Raw genomic sequence first — 20,052 nt, forward strand, 5'->3', positions numbered from 1 at the left:
GCATGCGGCCCGTTTCCCACATCGAACGCACGGTGGCGCCCTTCGAGGTCGTCAGTCCCTACCAGCCCAGCGGCGACCAGCCGACGGCCATCGCCGAATTGGCCAAGCGCATCCAGGCCGGTGAGAAGGACGTCGTCCTGCTCGGTGCGACCGGCACCGGCAAGTCCGCCACCACGGCGTGGATGATCGAGCAGCTCCAGCGCCCCACGCTCGTGATGGCGCCGAACAAGACGCTGGCCGCCCAGCTGGCGAACGAATTCCGCGAGCTGTTGCCGAACAACGCGGTCGAGTACTTCGTCTCGTACTACGACTACTACCAGCCCGAGGCCTACGTCCCGCAGTCGGACACCTACATCGAGAAGGACTCCTCGATCAACGAGGAGGTCGAGCGCCTGCGCCACTCGGCCACCAACTCGCTGCTCACCCGCCGCGACGTCGTCGTGGTCGCCTCCGTGTCCTGCATCTACGGCCTCGGAACTCCGCAGGAGTACGTGGATCGCATGGTGCCGCTCAGGGTCGGGGACGAGATCGACCGGGACGACCTGCTGCGCCGCTTCGTCGACATCCAGTACACGCGCAACGACATGGCCTTCGCCCGCGGCACCTTCCGGGTCCGCGGCGACACCATCGAGATCTTCCCGGTCTACGAGGAGCTGGCCGTCCGCATCGAGATGTTCGGCGACGAGATCGAGGCGCTGTCCACCCTCCACCCGCTCACCGGCGAGATCATCAGCGACGACCAGCAGCTGTACGTCTTCCCCGCCTCGCACTACGTCGCCGGCCCCGAGCGCATGGAGCGGGCCGTCAACGACATCGAGAAGGAGCTGGGGGAGCGCCTGGCCGAGCTGGAGAAGCAGGGCAAGCTCTTGGAGGCCCAGCGCCTGCGCATGCGCACCACGTACGACATCGAGATGCTCCGCCAGATCGGCACCTGCTCCGGTGTCGAGAACTACTCGATGCACTTCGACGGCCGCCTGCCCGGCTCCCCGCCCAACACGCTGCTGGACTACTTCCCGGACGACTTCCTGCTCGTCATCGACGAGTCGCACGTCACGGTCCCGCAGATCGGCGCTATGTACGAGGGTGACGCCTCCCGCAAGCGCACCCTCGTGGACCACGGTTTCCGCCTGCCCTCCGCGCTGGACAACCGCCCCCTGAAGTGGGAGGAGTTCCAGGAGCGCATCGGGCAGACCGTCTACCTGTCGGCCACCCCGGGCACCTACGAGATGTCGCGCTCGGACGGCGCCGTCGAGCAGATCATCCGTCCGACCGGCCTGGTCGACCCGGAGGTCGTCGTCAAGCCCACCGAGGGCCAGATCGACGACCTGGTGCACGAGATCCGCAAGCGCACCGAGAAGGACGAGCGCGTCCTGGTCACCACACTGACCAAGAAGATGGCCGAGGACCTCACCGACTACTTCCTGGAGCTCGGCATCCAGGTGCGCTACCTGCACAGCGACGTCGACACCCTGCGCCGTGTCGAGCTGCTGCGCGAGCTGCGCTCCGGTGAGTACGACGTCCTGGTCGGCATCAACCTGCTCCGTGAGGGCCTCGACCTGCCCGAGGTGTCCCTCGTGGCGATCCTGGACGCCGACAAGGAGGGCTTCCTGCGCTCGGGTACCTCGCTGATCCAGACCATCGGCCGAGCGGCGCGCAACGTCTCCGGCCAGGTCCACATGTACGCCGACAAGATCACCCCGGCGATGGAGAAAGCCATCGACGAGACCAACCGCCGCCGGGAGAAGCAGATCGCCTACAACAAGGCGAACGGCATCGACCCGCAGCCGCTGCGCAAGAAGATCAACGACATCGTCGCGCAGATCGCTCGCGAGGAGGTCGACACCGAACAGCTCCTCGGCTCCGGCTACCGCAAGACGAAGGACGGCAAGGGCGCCAAGGCACCCGTCCCGTCGCTCGGCGACAAGGCGGCCAAGGGCGCGAAGGCCGGCAAGGCCGGCAAGGGCAAGGCGGTGCCCACGGACCGCCCGGCCGCCGAACTGGCCGAGCAGATCGAGGAGATGACCGAACGCATGCGTGCCGCCGCCGCGGAGCTGCAGTTCGAGATCGCCGCCCGGCTGCGTGACGAGGTCTCCGAGATGAAGAAGGAACTGCGTCAGATGCGCGAGGCCGGCCTCGCCTGAGCCTCTTCCGTCGTGCCGGACCTCGGCATTTACGCCAAGTGTTGCAACACCGACACAAAGCGTGGGCCGGGGTTCGGCACTGTCAGTGCCTCTGCGTAGTGTTCTGGACAACCGCGCAGTACGCAGCACAGTACGGCGCGGCAACAGGGGACCGTCGAGAGGGGATTGAGCCGTGTCCGTCAACTTGAGCAAGGGTCAGGCGATCAGCCTGGAGAAGAAGGACGGGGCCTCTCTGAGCGCGGTCCGCATGGGGCTCGGCTGGCAGGCGGCGAAGCGGCGTGGCCTGTTCGGTTCCCGCACGCGCGAGATCGACCTGGACGCCTCGGCCGTTCTCTTCGCCGAGAAGCAGCCCGTCGACGTCGTCTTCTTCCGCCACCTGGTGAGCGACGACGGTTCCGTGCGCCACACCGGTGACAACCTCGTCGGTGGCGTCGGCCAGGGCGGGGACGACGAGGCCATCCTGGTGGACCTGCAGCGCGTCCCGGTCCACGTCGACCAGATCGTCTTCACCGTGAACTCCTTCACGGGCCAGACGTTCCATGAGGTGGAGAACGCGTTCTGCCGCCTCGTCGACGAGACCAACGGCCAGGAACTCGCCCGCTACACGCTGGCCGGCGGTGGCGAGTACACCGCCCAGATCATGGCCAAGGTGCACCGGGCCGGCGCCGGCTGGACGATGACCGCCATCGGCGCTCCGGCCAACGGCCGCACCTTCCAGGACCTGATGCCGGCGATCCTGCCGCACCTGTAGGACCTGACCGCCCGCACACCCGGCGCGGCACGCACGACATCACGACACAGGGGGCGAGGGCGATGACGGCCGAGCTGGTGCGGGGACAGAACCACCCGTTGTCCGAGATCCGGCTGGAGATCCGGATCTCGGCCGGGGTGCCGGTCCTGGCCGGGGCCACACTGGGCGACGAGCACGGCACGGTGCACGGCCCCGAGTGGGTCGTCCACCCCGGCGCCCCCGCGCTGCCCGGCGTGGAGGTCTCCCGGCAGGCCGCCGCCGAGCACCGCCTGGCCGTCGACCTCGCCGCCCTGCCGGATGCCGTGCACCGCCTCGACGTGTTCCTCGCCCTGCCCACCGGCACCGCCGGCCCGCTCCGCTTCGGTGCCGTCCCCGCCCCGCACACCGCGGTCAGCGGCCCCGACGGCACCGAACTCGCCAGTTACACCCTCACCGGCCTGGACACCGAAGCGGCCGTCCTCGCCCTGGAGCTGTACCGCAGACAGGGCGCCTGGAAGGTGCGGGCCCTCGGCCAGGGCTATGCGACCGGTCTCACCGCGCTCCTCGCCGACCAAGGGCTGCGTGACGCCGACGACCTCGCGACCGCCGTCCAGGAAGCGGTGACCGACCGCCTGGCCCACGCAGTCCCGGCACCGTCGGTCGCGTCCGACCCGCACACCACCCCCGCACGCGACCCACTGGGTGCTTCCGCCGACGCCCAGACCACCGCCGCTCCCGGACCGGTGGAACCCACGCCCCCGTACGGCCCGCAGAGCCCCTTCGACGACGCGAACCGTACCGCCCAGGACCTCGAAGCCGTCGATCCGCATCCGGAGCGCTCCGGCGGCCCGATCGACTACACACATCCCCGTCGCGCACACCGCACTCCGCCCTCGCCGCCCCCGACCGTCTTCCCGGCCGCCGACGGGGAGCCCGCGCAGCCCGTCGCAGGGGACGCCGTGGGCTGGACGACGGAGGAGCGGCTGTACAACCAGGTCCGGGGCATGTTCGAGGACCTGGCCCGCACCACGGCGGCCTACCGCAGCGCCGTCGACTTCGCCGATTCCCGCCTGGAGAAGGAACTCGACCAGGTTCTCGCCGACCCGCGCCTGAGGCTCGGTACGGGCGCTGATGCCGCCCGGGAGGCGGCGCATGCCCGCCACACCCAGTTGACCGACCAGGCGCGCGCTGCCTTCGACCGCGACCTCGCCCAGCTCACCGCCGAGGCCGAGGTGGTCGAGCCCGCGCTCCCTCCCGCCTACGCCCGCTGGGACAACCCTGTCTGGCATGCCTACCGCGCCCCGGCCGAGCCGCCGATGGCGCTGCGGCTCGGCGATCTCCAGCTGCCCGAGAGCGCTCCGCTGAGTATCCCCCTGCTGGTGAGACTGCCGCTGGAACGAGGTCTGTGGATCGACAGCGGTCCGGCATCGGCCGACGACTCGCTGCTGGACTCCGCCGAGCTGCGGCACTTGGCCATGGAGGCGGCGGTCGCCCTGGCCGCACGTCTGCTCGCCGTGCACCCGCCGGGGGCGTTCGCCGTGCAGGTCCTCGACCCGGCCGGAGCCGGGGCCGGAGCGCTGTTGCCGCTGACGAGGTCCGGAGTGCTCGCGGTGCCGCCCGCCGCCGGGGCGGCGGGGGTCGCGCAGGTGCTGGAGACGCTGACCCGGCATGTGGACCTGGTGCAGATGGCGGTGCGCGCAGGCGCGGCCGAGGCGCTGCCGGCCGATGTCGACCCCGCTCAGCAGCTGCTGATCGTCAACGACTTCCCGCACGGCTTCGACGACCGGGCGGTGACCCGACTGCGCTACCTCGCCGACGAGGGCCCGGCCGTCGGCGTACACCTGCTGCTCGTCGCGGACCGCGAGGACGCCGCCGCCTACGGCCCCTTGCTCGACCCGCTGTGGCGTTCGCTCCTGCGACTCACCCCGCTGCCCGACGATCACCTCGCGGATCCGTGGGTCGGTCATGCCTGGAGCTACGAACCCTCACTCGTCCCGGCCGGCAGCCGGATTCTGGAGGTAGTGCTCGCCGAGGTGGCCAGAGGGCAGGCCAAGCACAGGTAAAGCCGGCCTGACCAGTGGTTTTGGTGTTTTCTTTACTTGCTCCTTTACCTTTCCTTGGTGATTCGGGTATTCTCTTTCGTGCGGAGGGGAGTACTCCCTGACTGCGGCGCACCCGTCAGTACGGACCGGTTCCGGTCCCGGGGCGTCGACCCATAGCGGGTGGAAGAGACCTCCGGCAGCAACAACGCTGATGTGTTTGCCGTCACGTAATGCCGGAGGTGCAGTGGAAGTCACCATGACCCTGTGGGTCCTCACCATCGTGGGCCTTGCCGCCCTGATTGCCGTCGACTTCTTCATCGGGCGCAAGCCGCACGATGTGTCGATCAAGGAAGCGGGCATCTGGACCGTCGTCTGGATCGCCCTGGCCGGCCTTTTCGGCCTCGGCCTGCTCCTCTTCGGCGGCGGACAGCCCGCCGGCGAGTTCTTCGCCGGCTTCATCACCGAGAAATCGCTGAGCGTCGACAACCTCTTCGTCTTCGTCCTCATCATGGCGAAGTTCGCGGTGCCCAGCCAGTATCAGCAGCGCGTCCTGCTCGTCGGCGTCCTCATAGCCCTGGTTCTGAGGGCTGTCTTCATCGCCGCCGGAGCCGCGATCATCGCCAGCTTCTCCTGGGTGTTCTACATCTTCGGCGCCTTCCTGATCTGGACCGCCTGGAAGCTCATCCAGGAGGCCCGCGCCGACGAGGAGAACGAAGAGTACGAGGAGAACAAGCTGCTGAAGGCCGCGGAGCGCAAGTTCGGCGTGGCCGACCGGTACCACGGCACCAAGCTGTGGGTCCAGCAGAACGGCAAGCGCGTCATGACCCCGATGCTGGTCGTGATGCTGGCCATCGGCACCACCGACGTGCTCTTCGCCCTGGACTCCATCCCGGCCATCTTCGGCCTGACCCAGGACCCGTACATCGTCTTCACCGCCAACGCCTTCGCCCTGATGGGTCTGCGTCAGCTGTACTTCCTCATCGGCGGACTGCTCAGGAAGCTGGTCCACCTCTCGTACGGCCTGTCGATCATCCTCGGCTTCATCGGTGTCAAGCTGGTCCTGCATGCCCTGCACGAGTCCGGCGTCCACGTGCCCGAGATCAGCATCCCGGTCTCGCTCGGCGTGATCTGTGCGGTCCTCGTCGTCACCACGATCACGAGCCTGATGGCCTCCAGGAAGCAGGCGGCCGTCGAGGCGGCGCGCCTCGACGGTCAAGACGCTCCGAAGGACAGCGCCGACGCCTGACCACGCCCCTGGACGCTCGCGATCTCAGCCGGCCCTCTGCGGGGTCTCGGCGTGAGGCGGAGGCCCGGCTCCGCCGGCGCCGGGGCCCGTACCGGAAAGGACGAGAGGCATCCGAAAAGAGCGGAATGCAGATTCTGTACAGCTCTGCGACGATCGCGGCATGATCACTCGGCTCCGGTCGCTCATCCGGCAATGGACGATCCTCGTGCCGGTGCTCGCCGCCGTGCTGTTGATCTTCACCTGGGGCAGGGACCTGCCCGGCGCGGCCGTCGGCCTGGTGACCCTCGTCCTCGCCGGTGCCGTGCTGGCGGCGGTGCACCACGCAGAGGTCGTCGCCCACCGCGTCGGCGAGCCCTTCGGTTCGCTGGTGCTCGCCATCGCCGTCACGGTCATCGAGGTGGCCCTGATCGTCACCCTCATGGCGGACGGCGGCGCCAAGAGTTCCACCCTGGCCCGGGACACCGTCTTCGCCGCCGTGATGATCACCTGCAACGGCATCGTCGGGCTCTGCCTGCTCGTGGCCTCCCTGCGGCACGGCACGGCGGTCTTCAACGCCGAGGGCACCGGCGCGGCGCTGGCGACCGTGGCCACGCTGGCGACACTCAGCCTGGTGCTGCCGACGTTCACGACCAGCAAGCCCGGGCCCGAGTTCTCCACCGTCCAGCTGACGTTCGCTGCGCTGTCGTCACTGATCCTCTACGGCCTGTTCGTGGCCACCCAGACCGTGCGCCACCGCGACTACTTCCTGCCGATCAGCCGGCAGGGCGAGGTCATCGCCGTCGACACCCACGCCGCACCCCCGCCCGCGCGGACCGCGTGGATCAGCCTCGGCCTGCTCGGGCTGGCCCTGATCGGCGTCGTCGGCCTGGCCAAGAGCGTGTCGCCCACGATCGAGTCGGGCGTGGCCGCGGCGGGACTGCCGAACGCGGTCGTCGGTGTGGTCATCGCCCTGCTCGTCCTGCTGCCCGAGACGATCGCGGCGCTGCGTTCCGCCCGCAGGGACCGGGTGCAGACCAGTCTCAACCTGGCCCTCGGCTCCGCGATGGCCAGTATCGGCCTGACCATCCCGGCCGTGGCGCTCGCCTCGGTCTGGCTGTCCGGGCCGCTCGTCCTTGGCCTCGGCGCGACCCACATGCTGCTGCTCGCGCTGACCGTGGTGGTCAGTTCCCTCACGGTGGTGCCGGGCCGGGCCACGCCCCTCCAGGGCGGTGTGCACCTGGTCCTGTTCGCGGCCTACCTGGAACTCGCGATCAACCCGTAGCCGGGCTTGGCCCGCGACGCGTCCGGTCAGCCCGCGACCGGCTCCACCGCCGGCACGGGCACCGGCCGCGTCTCCGGAAGCAGCGTGAAGCAGACCAGGCTGAACAGCGCGATGCCGGTCAGATACACCCCCACGCCCCATGGGACCCGTCCGCCCTGCTGTGCGAGCGCCGTGGCCACGACCGGGGTGAGCGCTCCGCCGAGGACACCGCCGAGGTTGTAGCCGACGGCCGCGCCCGTGCAGCGCACCCGGGCCTCGTACAGCTCCGGCAGATAGGCGGCGATCACCGAGAACATGATCACGAAGGCGATCAGGGCGCCCAGGATGGCGAGGAACATCAGCAGCGGCTCGCCGGTCCCGAGCAGCGCCACCATCGGAAGCATCCAGAGGGCGCAGGCCGCACAGCCCGTCAGACACATCGGGCGGCGTCCGTACCGGTCGCCGAGCAGCGCCATGAGCGGAGTGAGCGCCCCCTTCACGACGACCGCGGCCATGATGCACGTCAGCATCACCGTCCGGCTCACACCGAGCCGTTCCGTCGCATACGCCAGCGACCAGGTCGTCACCGCGTAGAACACCGCATAGCCGACGGCCAGCGCCCCGGCCGTCAGCAGCACCAGCCGCCCGTGGTGCCGGACGACCTCGACGAGCGGCACGCGCGCGTGGTCGTCGATCTCCAGGAACCGGGGGCTCTCCGCGAGCGACGAACGCAGCCACAGACCGGCCAGTGCCAGCGCGCCGGCCGCCCAGAAGGGCACGCGCCAGCCCCACCGCGCGAACTCCGCGTCGGACAACGCCGCCGACAGGGCGAGCATCACCCCGTTGGCCAGTACGAAGCCGAGTGCCGGCCCCACCTGTGGGAAGCTCGACCACAGGGCGCGCCGCCGGGCGGGCGCGTGCTCGGCGGTCAGCAGTACCGCCCCGCCCCACTCCCCGCCGAGTCCCAGCCCCTGCAGAAAGCGCAGGACGAGCAGCAGCACGGGCGCCGCCACGCCGATCGTCCCGTACGACGGCACGCAGCCGACCGCGACCGTCGAGGCGCCGGTGAGCAGCAGCGAGATGACGAGCACGGGCCGGCGTCCGCGCCGGTCCCCGAGGTGCCCGAACAGCACCGAGCCGAGCGGTCGGGCCACGAACCCCACCCCGAAGGTCGCGAACGCCGCGAGCGTCCCCGCGACCGGCGAGAACGTCGGGAAGAACAACGGCCCCAGGACCAGGGCAGCGGCGGTCCCGTAGACGAAGAAGTCGTAGAACTCGATCGCCGTCCCGGCGAGTGAGGCGGCGGCGAGCCGCGGCATGGACGGGGTGCTCACAGGGCGTACAGGGCGCATGTCGCGTCAACTACCCGTAGTGATCAAGAGTTACGGGGGCGTACGGGAGTGATCACGGAACCGAGGTGCACGCCGTGGCGACGGGCGCGCACGGCACACCGCCTGCCCTGGTCACCGTGATACACCGGGTGCGAGCAGCGGTCGTCGACGACCGCCCCCGAAGGACCGGAGGAACCGTGCCCCGCACCCTGGCCAACGCCCCGATCATGATCCTCAACGGGCCCAACCTGAACCTGCTCGGCCAGCGCCAGCCCGAGATCTACGGCAAGGACACGCTGGCCGACGTGGAGGCGCTGTGCGCCAGGGCGGCAGCCGCGCACGGCGGCACGGTGGACCTCCGGCAGTCCAACCACGAGGGCGAACTGGTCGACTGGATCCACCAGGCACGACTGAACCACTGCGGGATCGTCATCAATCCCGGTGCCTACTCGCACACCTCGGTCGCGATCCTGGATGCGCTCAACACCTGTGACGGCATGCCTGTGCTGGAGGTGCACATCTCCAACATCCACCAGCGGGAATCGTTCCGGCACCACTCCTACGTGTCGCTGCGTGCAGACGGCGTGATCGCCGGCTGCGGAGTGCAGGGCTATGTGTTCGGCGTGGAGCGGGTCGCGGCCCTGCTGGGGGCGGCACCGGCGGATGCGTGACCCGCGCGCGGGGCGGCGCCGGCGAACGCGTAGCACGCGCGGTGGGACCGGCAGACGCGCACCCCGCGCGCGGGGTTACAGCCGGCCCGCCTCGACGATCCGCCGCAGGAAGCGCCGGGTGCGCTCCCGCTGCGGGTCGCCGAAGACCTGCTCGGCGGTGCCGCGCTCCAGCACGACCCCGCCGTCCAGGAAGCACACCTGGTCGGCGACGTCCCGCGCGAAGCCCATCTCGTGCGTCGCCAGCACCATGGTCATGCCCTCGCCCTTCAGACCGCGCACCACCTCCAGTACCTCGCCCACGAGTTCGGGGTCGAGCGCGGCCGTGATCTCGTCCAGCAGCAACAGCCGGGGACGCACGGCGAGGGCCCGTACGATCGCCACGCGCTGCTGCTGACCGCCGCTGAGCCGGTCCGGGTAGGCAGCCGCCTTGCCGGCCAGGCCGAGGCGCTCCAGCAGCTCCCTGGCCCGTTCCTCGGCCTCCGCGCGGGAGACGCCGTGCACGCGGCGCGGCGCGAGCGTGATGTTGTCGAGCACGGTCATGTGCGGGAAGAGGTTGTACGCCTGGAAGACGACGCCGATCCGGCGCCGTACCGCGTCCTGGTCGACGCGCGGGTCCGTGATCTCCTCGCCGTCCAGCCAGATCGCGCCGTCGTCGATCTCCTCCAGGAGGTTGGCGCAGCGCAGCAGTGTGGACTTGCCCGAGCCGGAGGCGCCGATCAGCGCGGTCACCGTGTGTGGGGCGACCTCCAGACCGACGTCCCGCAGGACGACCGAGCCGCCGAAGGTCTTGCGGACGGACTCCATGCGCAGCACCGGCGCGGCGCTCTCGGGTGTGCTCTTCGTCGTGCTCACAGGGATCCTTCCCGGGTGCTCACAGGGATCCTCCCTGGGCCCGCTGCCGGTCCGTCCGGGCCGTCACCCAGTCGGTGAACCGGGTCATCGGGATGGTCAGCGCCACGAACACAAGACCCGCGACGACGTACGGCGTGTAGTTCAGACTGCGGCCCACGATGATGTCGGCCGCGCGTACGGCGTCCACCGCGCCGCCGATCGACACCAGACCGGTGTCCTTCTGCAGCGACACCAGGTCGTTGAGCAGCGGCGGCACCTGCCGGCGCACCGCCTGCGGCAGCACGACGTAGCGCAGCGCCTGCCGGTTGGACAGGCCCAGCGAGCGGGCAGCCGCCCGCTGCGAGGGGTGGATGGACTCGATGCCGGCCCGGAACACCTCCGCCACGTACGCCGAGTACGTCAGCGTCAGCGCCGTACCGCCCAGCAGCACGGGATCGACCGTCACGCCCTGCAGCCGCAGCGCCGGCACGCCCAGGACCACGATCATCAGGTTGATGATCAGCGGCAGCCCGCGGAAGAAGTCCGTGTACGCCGCCGCCAGCACCCGCAGCGGGAAGAACACCGGCCCGCGCAGCGTCCGTGCGATGGCGATCAGCATGCCGAGGATCAGCACGGCGGCACCACAGACGAGCAGCAGGCGGACGTTCAGCCACAGTCCTTCGAGTACCTTCGGGAGCGCCTCGCGCGCGTAGTGGGCGCTGAAGAAGGTCTCCTTGGTGCGCGGCCAGCCCGGGGCGTCGACGACGACCAGGTAGAGCACGGCGGCCGTGGCGAGCGTCGAGACGGCCGCGACGGCCGTGGCCCGGCGCGCACGTGCGCGTCGGTGGCGCTCACGTTCCAGCCGCCGTGCGGAGGGCACGTAGCCGTCGTCGGCGCCCCCGGTCATGTCGCCCTCGCCGTCCGCGCCCTCCCGGGCCGACTCCCCCTTGGTGACTGTCACTTGAGCACCGGTGCGTCGACGGCCTCCGACAGCCACTGCTTCTCGATCCCGGCCAGTGTGCCGTCCTTGCGCAGGGCGTCGACGGCGCCGGACACGCACGAGGTCAGCGCGCTGCCCTTGTCGAGTACGAGCCCGAACTGCTCGGGCGTGCCGCCCTGGTTCTCGAACTGGCCGACGATCTTCGCGTTCGTCACCTCGGCCGCGGTGATGTAGAACGCGGTCGGCAGATCGGTGACGACGGCGTCGACCTGACCGTTCTTCAGCGCGGACTTGGCCTGGTCGTTCTTGGCGTAGACGGCGGCGTCCTGCTCCGGCTTCACCACGTCGGTGATGTAGTCGAGGCTCGTGGTACCCACCTGGGCGCCCAGCTTCAGCTTCTTCAGGTCCGCGATGCTCGTCGCCGAGGCCGCCTTGCCGCCCTTCAGCGCGATGACGGCCTGGCGCACGTCGTAGTAACCCGAGGAGAAGTCCACGGCCTTCTTGCGCTCGGTGCTGATCGACACCTGGTTGACGTCGAAGTCGAAGGTCTTCTCGCCCGGTGCGAACGCCTTGTTGAACGGCACCTTCTGCCATACGACCGCGTTCTTGCCGTAGCCCAGTCGCTTCGCCACGGCGTAGGCGACCGCCGACTCGAAGCCCTTGCCGTTGGCGGGCTCGCCGTCCTCGAACCACGGTTCGTACGCCGGCTCGTCGGTCGCGATCGTGAGTTTCCCGGCCGTCTGGGTGGCCAGCTTGCCCTGGGTGCAGCTCTTCGCGGTCGTCGGGGCGGCCGAGGCCTTGTCCTCGGGCTGCGGAGCACAGCCGACAGCGGTGGCGAGTAGGGCTACGGTGGCTGCGGCTACTGCGCGGCGCAGGGCGCGAGGGGCAGGATGCATGGCGGGAGAGTGGCAGCGAAAGCGGCGTCTGTCCAGGTCACGGCGGTCGTTGTCCGCATACTGGGAACGGGTGTTGCGGCCGTGTGAACGCGGGTGAACGCGGTTCACGCGCGCGTGCCGAAGCCCGGGCCGCCGGCCGAGGGCGGGGTTGGAGACCGGCGGCCCCTGCCGCTCAGGAGCCGTCATCCTGCGCGGGGCTGCTACCAGTTGACTGCGCGGCACCTGCCTGCGGGAGCGCGCACTTGAAGCGGAAGCGTGCGAAACGTTCACACGGGGCGCGTAAGACGCGCCGCACGCCGGGCGCGTGTGCCGGTCCGAGGCTCACTTCTCGATGCGGAACCTCACCACCCGCGCGCGTGCCACTCCGGCAGCTGCGGCCGTTCCGCGCCCAGCGTGGTGTCGTTGCCGTGCCCGGGGTACACCCACGTCTCGTCCGGCAGCACGTCGAAGATCTTGGTCTCCACGTCGTGGACCAGGCTGGCGAACGCCTTCGGGTCCTTGCGCGTGTTGCCGACGCCGCCCGGGAAGAGACAGTCGCCGGTGAAGACGTGCGGGTGGCCGTGCGGGTCGTCGTAGACCAGCGCGATGGAGCCCGGGGTGTGCCCGACCAGGTGGCGCGCGGTGAGTTCCACCCGGCCCACCCGGATCACATCTCCGTCGTCGACGAGTACGTCGGTGGGCACCGGGATGCCGGGGGCGTCGTCGCGGCCCGCGTACGTACGCGCGCGTGTGGCGGCGACGACCTCGGCGAGCGCCTGCCAGTGGTCCCCGTGCTGGTGTGTGGTGACGACGGACGCGATGCCGTCGTCACCGATCATGCCGAGGAGCGTCCCCGCCTCGTTGGCGGCGTCGATCAGGAGCTGTTCGTCGGTGGCCCGGCAGCGCAGCAGATAGGCGTTGTTGTCCATCGGACCGACCGCGATCTTGGTGATCATCAGGTCTTTCAGCTCGTGCACGTCCGCCGGTCCGCCGACCCTGACCACTCCGGAGTACGTCATGGTGATCAGCCTATAGCGGACGAGCCCCGGCCGACGGCCGTAGCGCCGTGGACGGCTGCCGGGCTACAGAGGGGGCAGCTTCGGCACCGTCCCGCCCCGCACCTCCAGTGCCGCTCCGTCGCGGCGCCCTGCGAGCCAGCCCACCAGGTCCGCGGGCCGGCCGGTGACCGTGAACTCGGGTCCGTCCGCCTCGCGCCCGGTGGTCCACGCGCGCGTGCCGTCCGAGATGCGGGTCACCGGGACGTCGGGGTGCCCGGAGAACCGGTCCGCGAGGAAGCCCGTCTCCCGCTCCAGGAACTCCGCCGGGAGGTCCTCCAGCTCGTATCCGATCCCGAGGTCGACGTGGTGCAGCTCCACCTCCACCCACCGCCGGAACGGCACGCGGGACGCGGAGTCGGTGATCCCGTTGCGCAGCTCCACCGTGCGCGTCCAGTCCGCGGGGGCGTCCCCGGCCGCCCGGAAGCGGGCCGCGCTCTCCTGGAGGTCGGTGACGTGCACCTCCAAGGGGCGCGTGGCGTCGCGCTCGATGTCGGCGTCGCGCTGTTCGGCGCTCGCGTACATGGGACGGCCCTCCAGAACGTTCACGAGGGCGTCCGCGTTGCGGGCGAGGTGGGCGAGGACATGCCCGCGGCTCCAGCCGGGAAGCCGTGACGGCTCGGCGAGGGAGGCGTTGTCCATCTTGGCGACCGCGCTGAGGAGCCGATCGGTCGCCTCACGTACACAGGCCAGGTCATGAGCGTGATCCATCATGGCGCCGACCCTAGTGCGGCCACACGTTCGGGTGAAGGTGGTGAAGCGCGTCCGCAAATCGAATGCGCGTGCTATATCGTCGAAGGCGGCGTCGGGCATGCTGGAGGGTCGGGGGTTGTTATGCAACCGGGCAATCCGACCGGCGTTGTCAGTGGCTCCCCCTAGTCTGAAGAAGCACGGGGGCCCCGCCCCTGTCACTTCTCTCAAGAAAGGTGCGGACCGGCGTGGCCGACCGTCTCATCGTCCGTGGCGCGCGCGAGCACAACCTGAAGAATGTCTCGCTCGACCTGCCTCGTGACTCGCTCATCGTCTTCACGGGCCTGTCCGGGTCGGGCAAGTCCTCCCTGGCCTTCGACACCATCTTCGCCGAGGGTCAGCGCCGCTACGTGGAGTCGCTCTCCTCGTACGCCCGGCAGTTCCTCGGCCAGATGGACAAGCCGGACGTCGACTTCATCGAGGGCTTGTCCCCGGCGGTCTCCATCGACCAGAAGTCGACCTCGCGCAACCCGCGCTCGACGGTCGGCACGATCACCGAGGTCTACGACTACCTGCGTCTGCTCTTCGCTCGCATCGGCAAGCCGCACTGCCCCGAGTGCGGCCGCCCGATCTCGCGCCAGTCGCCCCAGGCCATCGTGGACAGGGTCCTGGAGCTGCCGGAGGGGAGCCGCTTCCAGGTGCTGTCGCCGCTGGTGCGCGAACGCAAGGGCGAGTTCGTCGACCTCTTCGCCGACCTGCAGACCAAGGGTTACTCCCGCGCGCGTGTGGACGGCCAGACCGTTCAGCTTTCCGAGCCGCCGGTCCTGAAGAAGCAGGAGAAGCACACCATCGAGGTGGTCGTGGACCGCCTCACCGTGAAGGAATCCGCCAAGCGCCGCCTCACCGACTCCGTGGAGACCGCGCTCGGCCTGTCCGGCGGCATGATCGTGCTCGACTTCGTCGACCTCCCCGAGGACGACCCCGAGCGCGAGCGCATGTTCTCCGAGCACCTGTACTGCCCGTACGACGACCTGTCCTTCGAGGAGCTGGAGCCGCGCTCCTTCTCCTTCAACTCGCCCTTCGGCGCCTGTCCCGAGTGCACGGGTATCGGCACGCGCATGGAGGTCGACCCGGAGCTGATCGTCCCGGACGAGGACAAGTCCCTGGACGAGGGCGCCATCCACCCCTGGTCGCACGGGCACACCAAGGACTACTTCGGCCGCCTGATCGGCGCGCTCGCGGACGCCCTCGGCTTCCGCACGGACATCCCCTTCGCGGGCCTGCCGCAGCGTGCCAAGAAGGCCCTCCTTTACGGCCACAAGACCCAGATCGAGGTGCGCTACCGCAACCGGTACGGCCGCGAGCGCGTGTACACCACGCCCTTCGAAGGTGCGGTGCCCTTCGTCAAGCGCCGGCACAGCGAGGCCGAGAGCGACGCCAGCCGCGAGCGCTTCGAGGGCTACATGCGCGAGGTGCCCTGCCCCGGCTGTGAAGGCACGCGCCTGAAGCCGATCGTCCTGGCCGTCACGATCATGGAGAAGTCGATAGCCGAGGTCTCCGCGATGTCGATCAGCGACTGCGCGGACTTCCTGGGCGAGCTGAAGCTCAACGCCCGTGACAAGAAGATCGCCGAGCGGGTCCTGAAGGAGGTCAACGAACGGCTGCGCTTCCTGGTCGACGTCGGCCTGGACTACCTGTCGCTCAACCGCGCGGCCGGCACCCTCTCCGGCGGCGAGGCCCAGCGCATCCGCCTTGCCACGCAGATCGGCTCCGGCCTCGTCGGCGTCCTGTACGTGCTGGACGAGCCGTCCATCGGCCTGCACCAGCGGGACAACCACCGGCTGATCGAGACCCTGGTGCGGCTGCGCGACATGGGCAACACGCTCATCGTCGTGGAGCACGACGAGGACACCATCAAGGTCGCCGACTGGATCGTGGACATCGGCCCAGGCGCCGGCGAGCACGGTGGCAAGGTCGTGCACAGCGGCTCCCTGAAGGAACTGCTCGCCAACGCCGAGTCCCAGACCGGCCAGTACCTCTCTGGCCGCAAGGCGATCCCGCTGCCGGACATCCGGCGTCCCCAGGACCCGTCCCGTCGGCTGACCGTGCACGGCGCCCGGGAGAACAACCTGCAGGACATCGACGTGTCCTTCCCGTTGGGTGTGTTCACGGCCGTCACCGGTGTCTCAGGGTCCGGCAAGTCGACCCTGGTCAACGACATCCTGTACACGCATCTGGCCCGCGAGCTGAACGGCGCCCGGACCGTTCCCGGACGCCACACGCGTGTGGACGGCGACGACCTGGTCGACAAGGTCGTGCACGTCGACCAGTCGCCGATCGGCCGCACCCCGCGGTCCAACCCGGCGACGTACACCGGCGTCTTCGACCACATCCGCAAGCTCTTCGCCGAGACCACCGAGGCGAAGGTCCGGGGCTACCAGCCCGGTCGCTTCTCCTTCAACGTCAAGGGCGGCCGCTGCGAGAACTGCGCGGGCGACGGCACGATCAAGATCGAGATGAACTTCCTCCCGGACGTCTACGTCCCGTGCGAGGTCTGCCACGGTGCCCGGTACAACCGGGAGACCCTGGAGGTCCACTACAAGGGCAAGTCCATCGCCGAGGTGCTGAACATGCCGATCGAGGAGGCCATGCACTTCTTCGAGGCGGTCCCGGCGATCTCCCGTCACCTGAAGACGCTGAACGACGTGGGTCTCGGCTACGTCCGCCTCGGCCAGTCCGCCACCACTCTCTCCGGTGGTGAGGCGCAGCGCGTCAAGCTTGCCAGCGAACTGCAGAAGCGATCCACCGGGCGCACGGTCTACGTCCTGGACGAGCCGACCACCGGTCTGCACTTCGAGGACATCAGCAAGCTGCTCAAGGTCCTCGGCGGCTTGGTCGACAAGGGCAACACGGTCATCGTCATCGAGCACAACCTCGATGTGATCAAGACCGCCGACTGGATCGTGGACATGGGCCCGGAGGGCGGCGCCGGAGGCGGCCTGGTGGTCGCCGAGGGCACGCCGGAGGAGGTGGCCGGGGTCCCGGCCAGCCACACCGGCAAGTTCCTGCGCGAGGTCCTCGGCGCCGACCGCATCAGCGACGCGGAACCGGTGAAGGCGCCGCGCGCCGCGGCGGCCCGGAAGACGGCCGCGGCCAAGTCGACGGCGCGGAAGACGGTGACGGCCAAGGCCAACAACACCGCGACCAAGAAGGCCGCGGCGGTCACGAAGAAGGCCACGCCCGCCAAGAAGACGACGCGGGCCCGCAAGGCCTGACCGTGCGCCCGGAGGGCGGGCAGGACCCCCTCCGGCCACCGCCTGACAACACATCAAAAAGCGGCGCCCCGCGGGAACTCCCCGCGGGGCGCCGCTCGTTCCCCCATCAGCAGCCCGGTCCGGCGGTCCGACAGCTCCTGGCACACCGCAGGCCCGGCCGTACCTTGTCAACAGCACAGGGAGAGTCAGCCGCTCACGGCGCGGCAGGACCGCCCAGCTCCGCCGCGTACGGTGGCTCGGCCCCCGCCCGCGAGCAGGTGATCGCCGCCGCCCGCGCCGCGAAGTGCAGCAACCGCGTCCAGCCCTCCGTCCCGAGGGCGGCGAGCGCTTCCGGGGACAGCGCGTCCCGTGCGGCCAGCCCGTGCAGCAAGGCCGCGTTCACCGTGTCACCGGCGCCGATGGTGTCCACGACCTCGACCTTCTCGCCCGGCACGGAATGCTCCCCGCCGTCCCGGGTGAACACGGTCAGACCGTCGCCGCCCCGCGTGACCACCACGGCCGACGGCCCCTCGGCCAGCCACTCGCGCGGGCTGCCGCCGAGCCACGCCGCGTCCTCCGCGGACAGCTTCAGTAGCGTCACCGAGGGCAGCCAGCTCTTGAAACGCGCCCGATAGGCGTCCGCGTCCGGGATCAGCCCCGCCCGGATGTTGGGGTCGAGCGCGGTGAACAGCCCCTGTCCCGCCGCGGTCCGCATCAGCTCCTCGTAGGCGCTCGCCCCCGGCTCCAGGACGAGCGAGCAGGTACCGAAGGACACCCCGCGCGTACCGGCGGGCAGAGCGGCCGGGGCGGTGAACAGGCGGTCGGCCGTGCCGTCCACATAGAAGGAGTAGGCGGCCGAACCGCCGGCGTCGATCGTGGCCACCGCCAGGGTCGTCGGCTCCGGTCCCCGCTGCACGCCCGACACGTCGACCCCGGCCTGCCGCAGCCCGTCCAGCAGGGCCTCGCCGAACGCGTCGTGCGAGGTCCGGGAGCAGAAGGCGGTGGGGGAGCCGAGCCGGCCGAGGGCCACCGCGGTGTTGTACGGGCCGCCGCCGAGCGCCGGCTTCAGGTCGGCGAGGGCACCGGGGCCCTGCGGTACCAGGTCGATCAATGCCTCACCGGCAACGACGATCACGAGGTGGTTCCCTTCTCGCGCAGTGTGGATGATGCGGTTCGCCCGGCCGTTTCCGGAGGGTCCGGCTCCTCCGGGCATCCGCAGGACGTGCGGTGGACGAAAGTGCAGGGCAGGCGGAGCGTCCGGGTCGGGCGGCCCGGCTCGGCCAGGCGCTCCAGGAGCATGCGGACGGCCAGGGCGCCCAGCTCCCGGCTGGGCTGGGCGACGGTGGTCAGCCGGGGCGAGAACAGGTCGGCCCAGGCGAAGTCGTCGAAGCAGCACAGGGCGATGTCGTCCGGCACTGACCGGCCGTGCCGGCGCAGCGTGCGCAGGGTGCCGATGGTCATCGCGTTGTTGGCGGTGACGAGTGCCGTGGGCGGCTCGGGCAGGGCGAGCAGGGCGGCCGTTGCCTGCTCGGCGCCGGAGGACTCGGAGTTGCCGGAGACGACGAGACGTTCGTCGTGGACGAGCCCGGCGGTGGCGAGGCCATCCCGGTAGCCGGCGATGCGCTCCCCGGTGGTGCTGAGCCCGGGCAGGCCGGCGATCAGCCCGATCCGGCGGTGTCCCAGCCGGGCGAGATGGGCGACGAGCCGGCTCGTCGGTGCGGCGCTCTCGGCGCAGACCTGGTCGAACCATGGCACGCCGGGGGAGGAAGGGGCACTCGCCGCACCGGCCGGCGGGAGGTCCTCCGGCACGGGTGCGTCGACCAGCCGGTCCAGGAACACGGTCGGTACGGCGTGACGGCGGAGGTATCCGATGAGGTCGGCCGGGTGCGCGGAAGGGGCGACGATCATGCCGTCCACCCGGCGCTCATGGAGGAGTTGCACGACCTTGCGCTCATGCCGGGGATCGTCGTGGGGGTCGGCGACGAGGAGGCTGTAGCCGGCCTCCAGGGCGGCGGCCTCGACTCCCTGGAGGATCTCCGTGAAGTACGGGTTGCTGATGGCCGACACCGCGAGGCCGATGGAGCGGGTCCGGGAGGTCACCAGCGAGCGCGCCAGGCTGTTGGGGGTGTAGCCGAGAGCGTCGATGGCATCGAGCACGGCCTGGCGGGTGTGCGGCAGCACGGGGCGGGTGCCGTTGAGGACGTGGGAGACGGTCGCCACGGAGACCCCCGCACTCCGGGCGACGTCCGCCATGGTGGCCATTGCGCTGCCTTTCTTCTCGATCCGAGCGTGCGCTGCGGGCCGAGCCTGCTGACGAGCCGCCGACGGCCCCTCCGGCCACCCGGCCGCACCGATGGCCTCGACCGGCCCCGATCCACCCGTAGGCCGCTCGTCTCCGCAGACCGGCCAGTCCGAGCCGTTCCTGCCTTTCCGGCGGACCGTACCCCAGGTTCCTCCGCCGCGTAAACGCTTACGCAAGCGTTTACGCCCGACACCTTCCTGACCACCCCCACCCCGCGGGTATCGTCGCCCTGCATACCCCTTGACCTGTGGAGTCCCAGATGTCCGCCGCCTCCTCGTCCGCGAGCCGCCGAACCGTCCTCCGAGGGGCCGCTGCGGCCCCGGTCGCCGGGCTCGGCCTGGCGGCGTGCTCCGCCCCAGGTGGGGACGGCTCGGCCGCGGCCACCCCGACCGCACCGGTCGACCTCGGTGCCGAGAACGAGGTCGCGAAGGGCGGGGCCAAGCTCTACCGGGACCACAACGTGGTCGTCAGCCGGGACGAGGACGGCACCCTGAAGGCGTACAGCACGGTCTGCACGCACGCGGGATGCCCCATCAACAAGCTGCAGGGGACGACCCTGACCTGCCCCTGCCACGGCAGCCAGTTCGATGCCGTGACGGGCGAGGTGGTCCAGGCGCCGGCCACCGAGCCCCTGCCCGAACTGACGGTCAAGGCCTCGAACGGCAGGATCATCGCCGGTCCGGCAGCCTGAAACGGCAGGATCA

At 70.3% G+C, this 20,052-nt stretch carries 16 protein-coding genes; 8 read left to right on the forward strand and 8 right to left on the reverse strand.

The annotated features are described in order from the left end of the window. Positions 1 to 2: 2 nt before the first annotated feature. The 5 genes from uvrB (at position 3) to ACZ4SF_RS25755 (ending at position 7,420) form a co-directional block, all read left to right on the forward strand. The gene (gene uvrB / locus ACZ4SF_RS25735; protein WP_468388481.1) at positions 3 to 2,141 is read left to right on the forward strand and encodes an excinuclease ABC subunit UvrB; all 2,139 of its coding nucleotides are present in this window, start codon (positions 3 to 5) and stop codon (positions 2,139 to 2,141) included. Between the two features lie 172 nt (positions 2,142 to 2,313). Beyond that, positions 2,314 to 2,892, forward strand: a complete 579-nt coding sequence (locus ACZ4SF_RS25740) for a TerD family protein (RefSeq protein WP_468388483.1) — start codon at positions 2,314 to 2,316, stop codon at positions 2,890 to 2,892. 62 nt (positions 2,893 to 2,954) lie between these two features. Further along, positions 2,955 to 4,934, forward strand: a complete 1,980-nt coding sequence (locus ACZ4SF_RS25745; protein ID WP_468388485.1) for a TerD family protein — start codon at positions 2,955 to 2,957, stop codon at positions 4,932 to 4,934. A gap of 223 nt (positions 4,935 to 5,157) precedes the next feature. After that, entirely contained in the window at positions 5,158 to 6,159 is a 1,002-nt protein-coding gene (locus tag ACZ4SF_RS25750; RefSeq protein ID WP_468388487.1) for a TerC family protein, read from the forward strand. A gap of 160 nt (positions 6,160 to 6,319) precedes the next feature. Further along, positions 6,320 to 7,420, forward strand: a complete 1,101-nt coding sequence (locus ACZ4SF_RS25755) for a calcium:cation antiporter (protein ID WP_468388489.1) — start codon at positions 6,320 to 6,322, stop codon at positions 7,418 to 7,420. A 26-nt stretch (positions 7,421 to 7,446) separates the two neighbouring features. Here the strand turns inward: ACZ4SF_RS25755 and ACZ4SF_RS25760 are convergent, their stop codons facing one another. After that, positions 7,447 to 8,718: an MFS transporter gene (locus tag ACZ4SF_RS25760; RefSeq protein WP_468388606.1), complete on the reverse strand. Its 1,272-nt coding sequence runs from the start codon at positions 8,716 to 8,718 to the stop codon at positions 7,447 to 7,449. 209 nt (positions 8,719 to 8,927) lie between these two features. On the opposite strand from ACZ4SF_RS25760, the gene aroQ reads away from it, so the two are divergent. Then, a complete protein-coding gene (gene aroQ, locus ACZ4SF_RS25765) occupies positions 8,928 to 9,401 on the forward strand; it encodes a type II 3-dehydroquinate dehydratase (protein ID WP_468388491.1) in 474 nt (157 codons plus the stop codon). A 75-nt stretch (positions 9,402 to 9,476) separates the two neighbouring features. On the opposite strand, the gene ACZ4SF_RS25770 is transcribed toward aroQ, so the two are convergent. The 5 genes from ACZ4SF_RS25770 to ACZ4SF_RS25790 form a co-directional block, all read right to left on the reverse strand. Continuing rightward, the gene (locus ACZ4SF_RS25770) at positions 9,477 to 10,205 is read right to left on the reverse strand and encodes an amino acid ABC transporter ATP-binding protein (protein ID WP_468388608.1); all 729 of its coding nucleotides are present in this window, start codon (positions 10,203 to 10,205) and stop codon (positions 9,477 to 9,479) included. Positions 10,206 to 10,272: 67 nt separating this feature from the next. Further along, on the reverse strand, positions 10,273 to 11,193 hold the full coding sequence (locus ACZ4SF_RS25775; RefSeq protein WP_468388493.1) for an amino acid ABC transporter permease: 921 nt from the start codon (positions 11,191 to 11,193) through the stop codon (positions 10,273 to 10,275). After that, the gene (locus ACZ4SF_RS25780; protein WP_468388495.1) at positions 11,190 to 12,068 is read right to left on the reverse strand and encodes an ABC transporter substrate-binding protein; all 879 of its coding nucleotides are present in this window, start codon (positions 12,066 to 12,068) and stop codon (positions 11,190 to 11,192) included. The genes ACZ4SF_RS25775 and ACZ4SF_RS25780 overlap by 4 nt, the downstream gene beginning before the upstream one ends. Positions 12,069 to 12,409: 341 nt before the next feature. Beyond that, positions 12,410 to 13,066: an MBL fold metallo-hydrolase gene (locus tag ACZ4SF_RS25785; RefSeq protein WP_468388497.1), complete on the reverse strand. Its 657-nt coding sequence runs from the start codon at positions 13,064 to 13,066 to the stop codon at positions 12,410 to 12,412. Positions 13,067 to 13,129: 63 nt separating this feature from the next. Then, positions 13,130 to 13,816 carry a maleylpyruvate isomerase family mycothiol-dependent enzyme gene (locus ACZ4SF_RS25790; protein ID WP_468388499.1) on the reverse strand — a complete coding sequence of 229 codons (687 nt, stop codon included), beginning with the start codon at positions 13,814 to 13,816 and terminating at the stop codon, positions 13,130 to 13,132. 224 nt (positions 13,817 to 14,040) lie between these two features. Between ACZ4SF_RS25790 and uvrA the strand changes: the two genes are divergently transcribed. Further along, positions 14,041 to 17,067, forward strand: a complete 3,027-nt coding sequence (uvrA, locus tag ACZ4SF_RS25795; RefSeq protein WP_468388501.1) for an excinuclease ABC subunit UvrA — start codon at positions 14,041 to 14,043, stop codon at positions 17,065 to 17,067. Positions 17,068 to 17,260: 193 nt separating this feature from the next. On the opposite strand, the gene ACZ4SF_RS25800 is transcribed toward uvrA, so the two are convergent. Both ACZ4SF_RS25800 and ACZ4SF_RS25805 read right to left on the reverse strand, forming a co-directional pair. Then, positions 17,261 to 18,181, reverse strand: a complete 921-nt coding sequence (locus ACZ4SF_RS25800) for a carbohydrate kinase family protein (RefSeq protein ID WP_468388503.1) — start codon at positions 18,179 to 18,181, stop codon at positions 17,261 to 17,263. Further along, entirely contained in the window at positions 18,178 to 19,308 is a 1,131-nt protein-coding gene (locus ACZ4SF_RS25805) for a LacI family DNA-binding transcriptional regulator (RefSeq protein WP_468388505.1), read from the reverse strand. Before ACZ4SF_RS25805 ends, ACZ4SF_RS25800 begins: the two co-directional genes overlap by 4 nt. A gap of 299 nt (positions 19,309 to 19,607) precedes the next feature. On the opposite strand from ACZ4SF_RS25805, the gene ACZ4SF_RS25810 reads away from it, so the two are divergent. After that, positions 19,608 to 20,039 (forward strand): Rieske (2Fe-2S) protein, encoded by a 432-nt coding sequence (locus tag ACZ4SF_RS25810; RefSeq protein WP_468388507.1) that lies wholly within the window; start codon positions 19,608 to 19,610, stop codon positions 20,037 to 20,039. The last annotated feature ends 13 nt before the right edge of the window (positions 20,040 to 20,052 follow it).

The sequence above is a fragment of the Streptomyces sp. NPDC027663 genome (genome assembly GCF_055566415.1).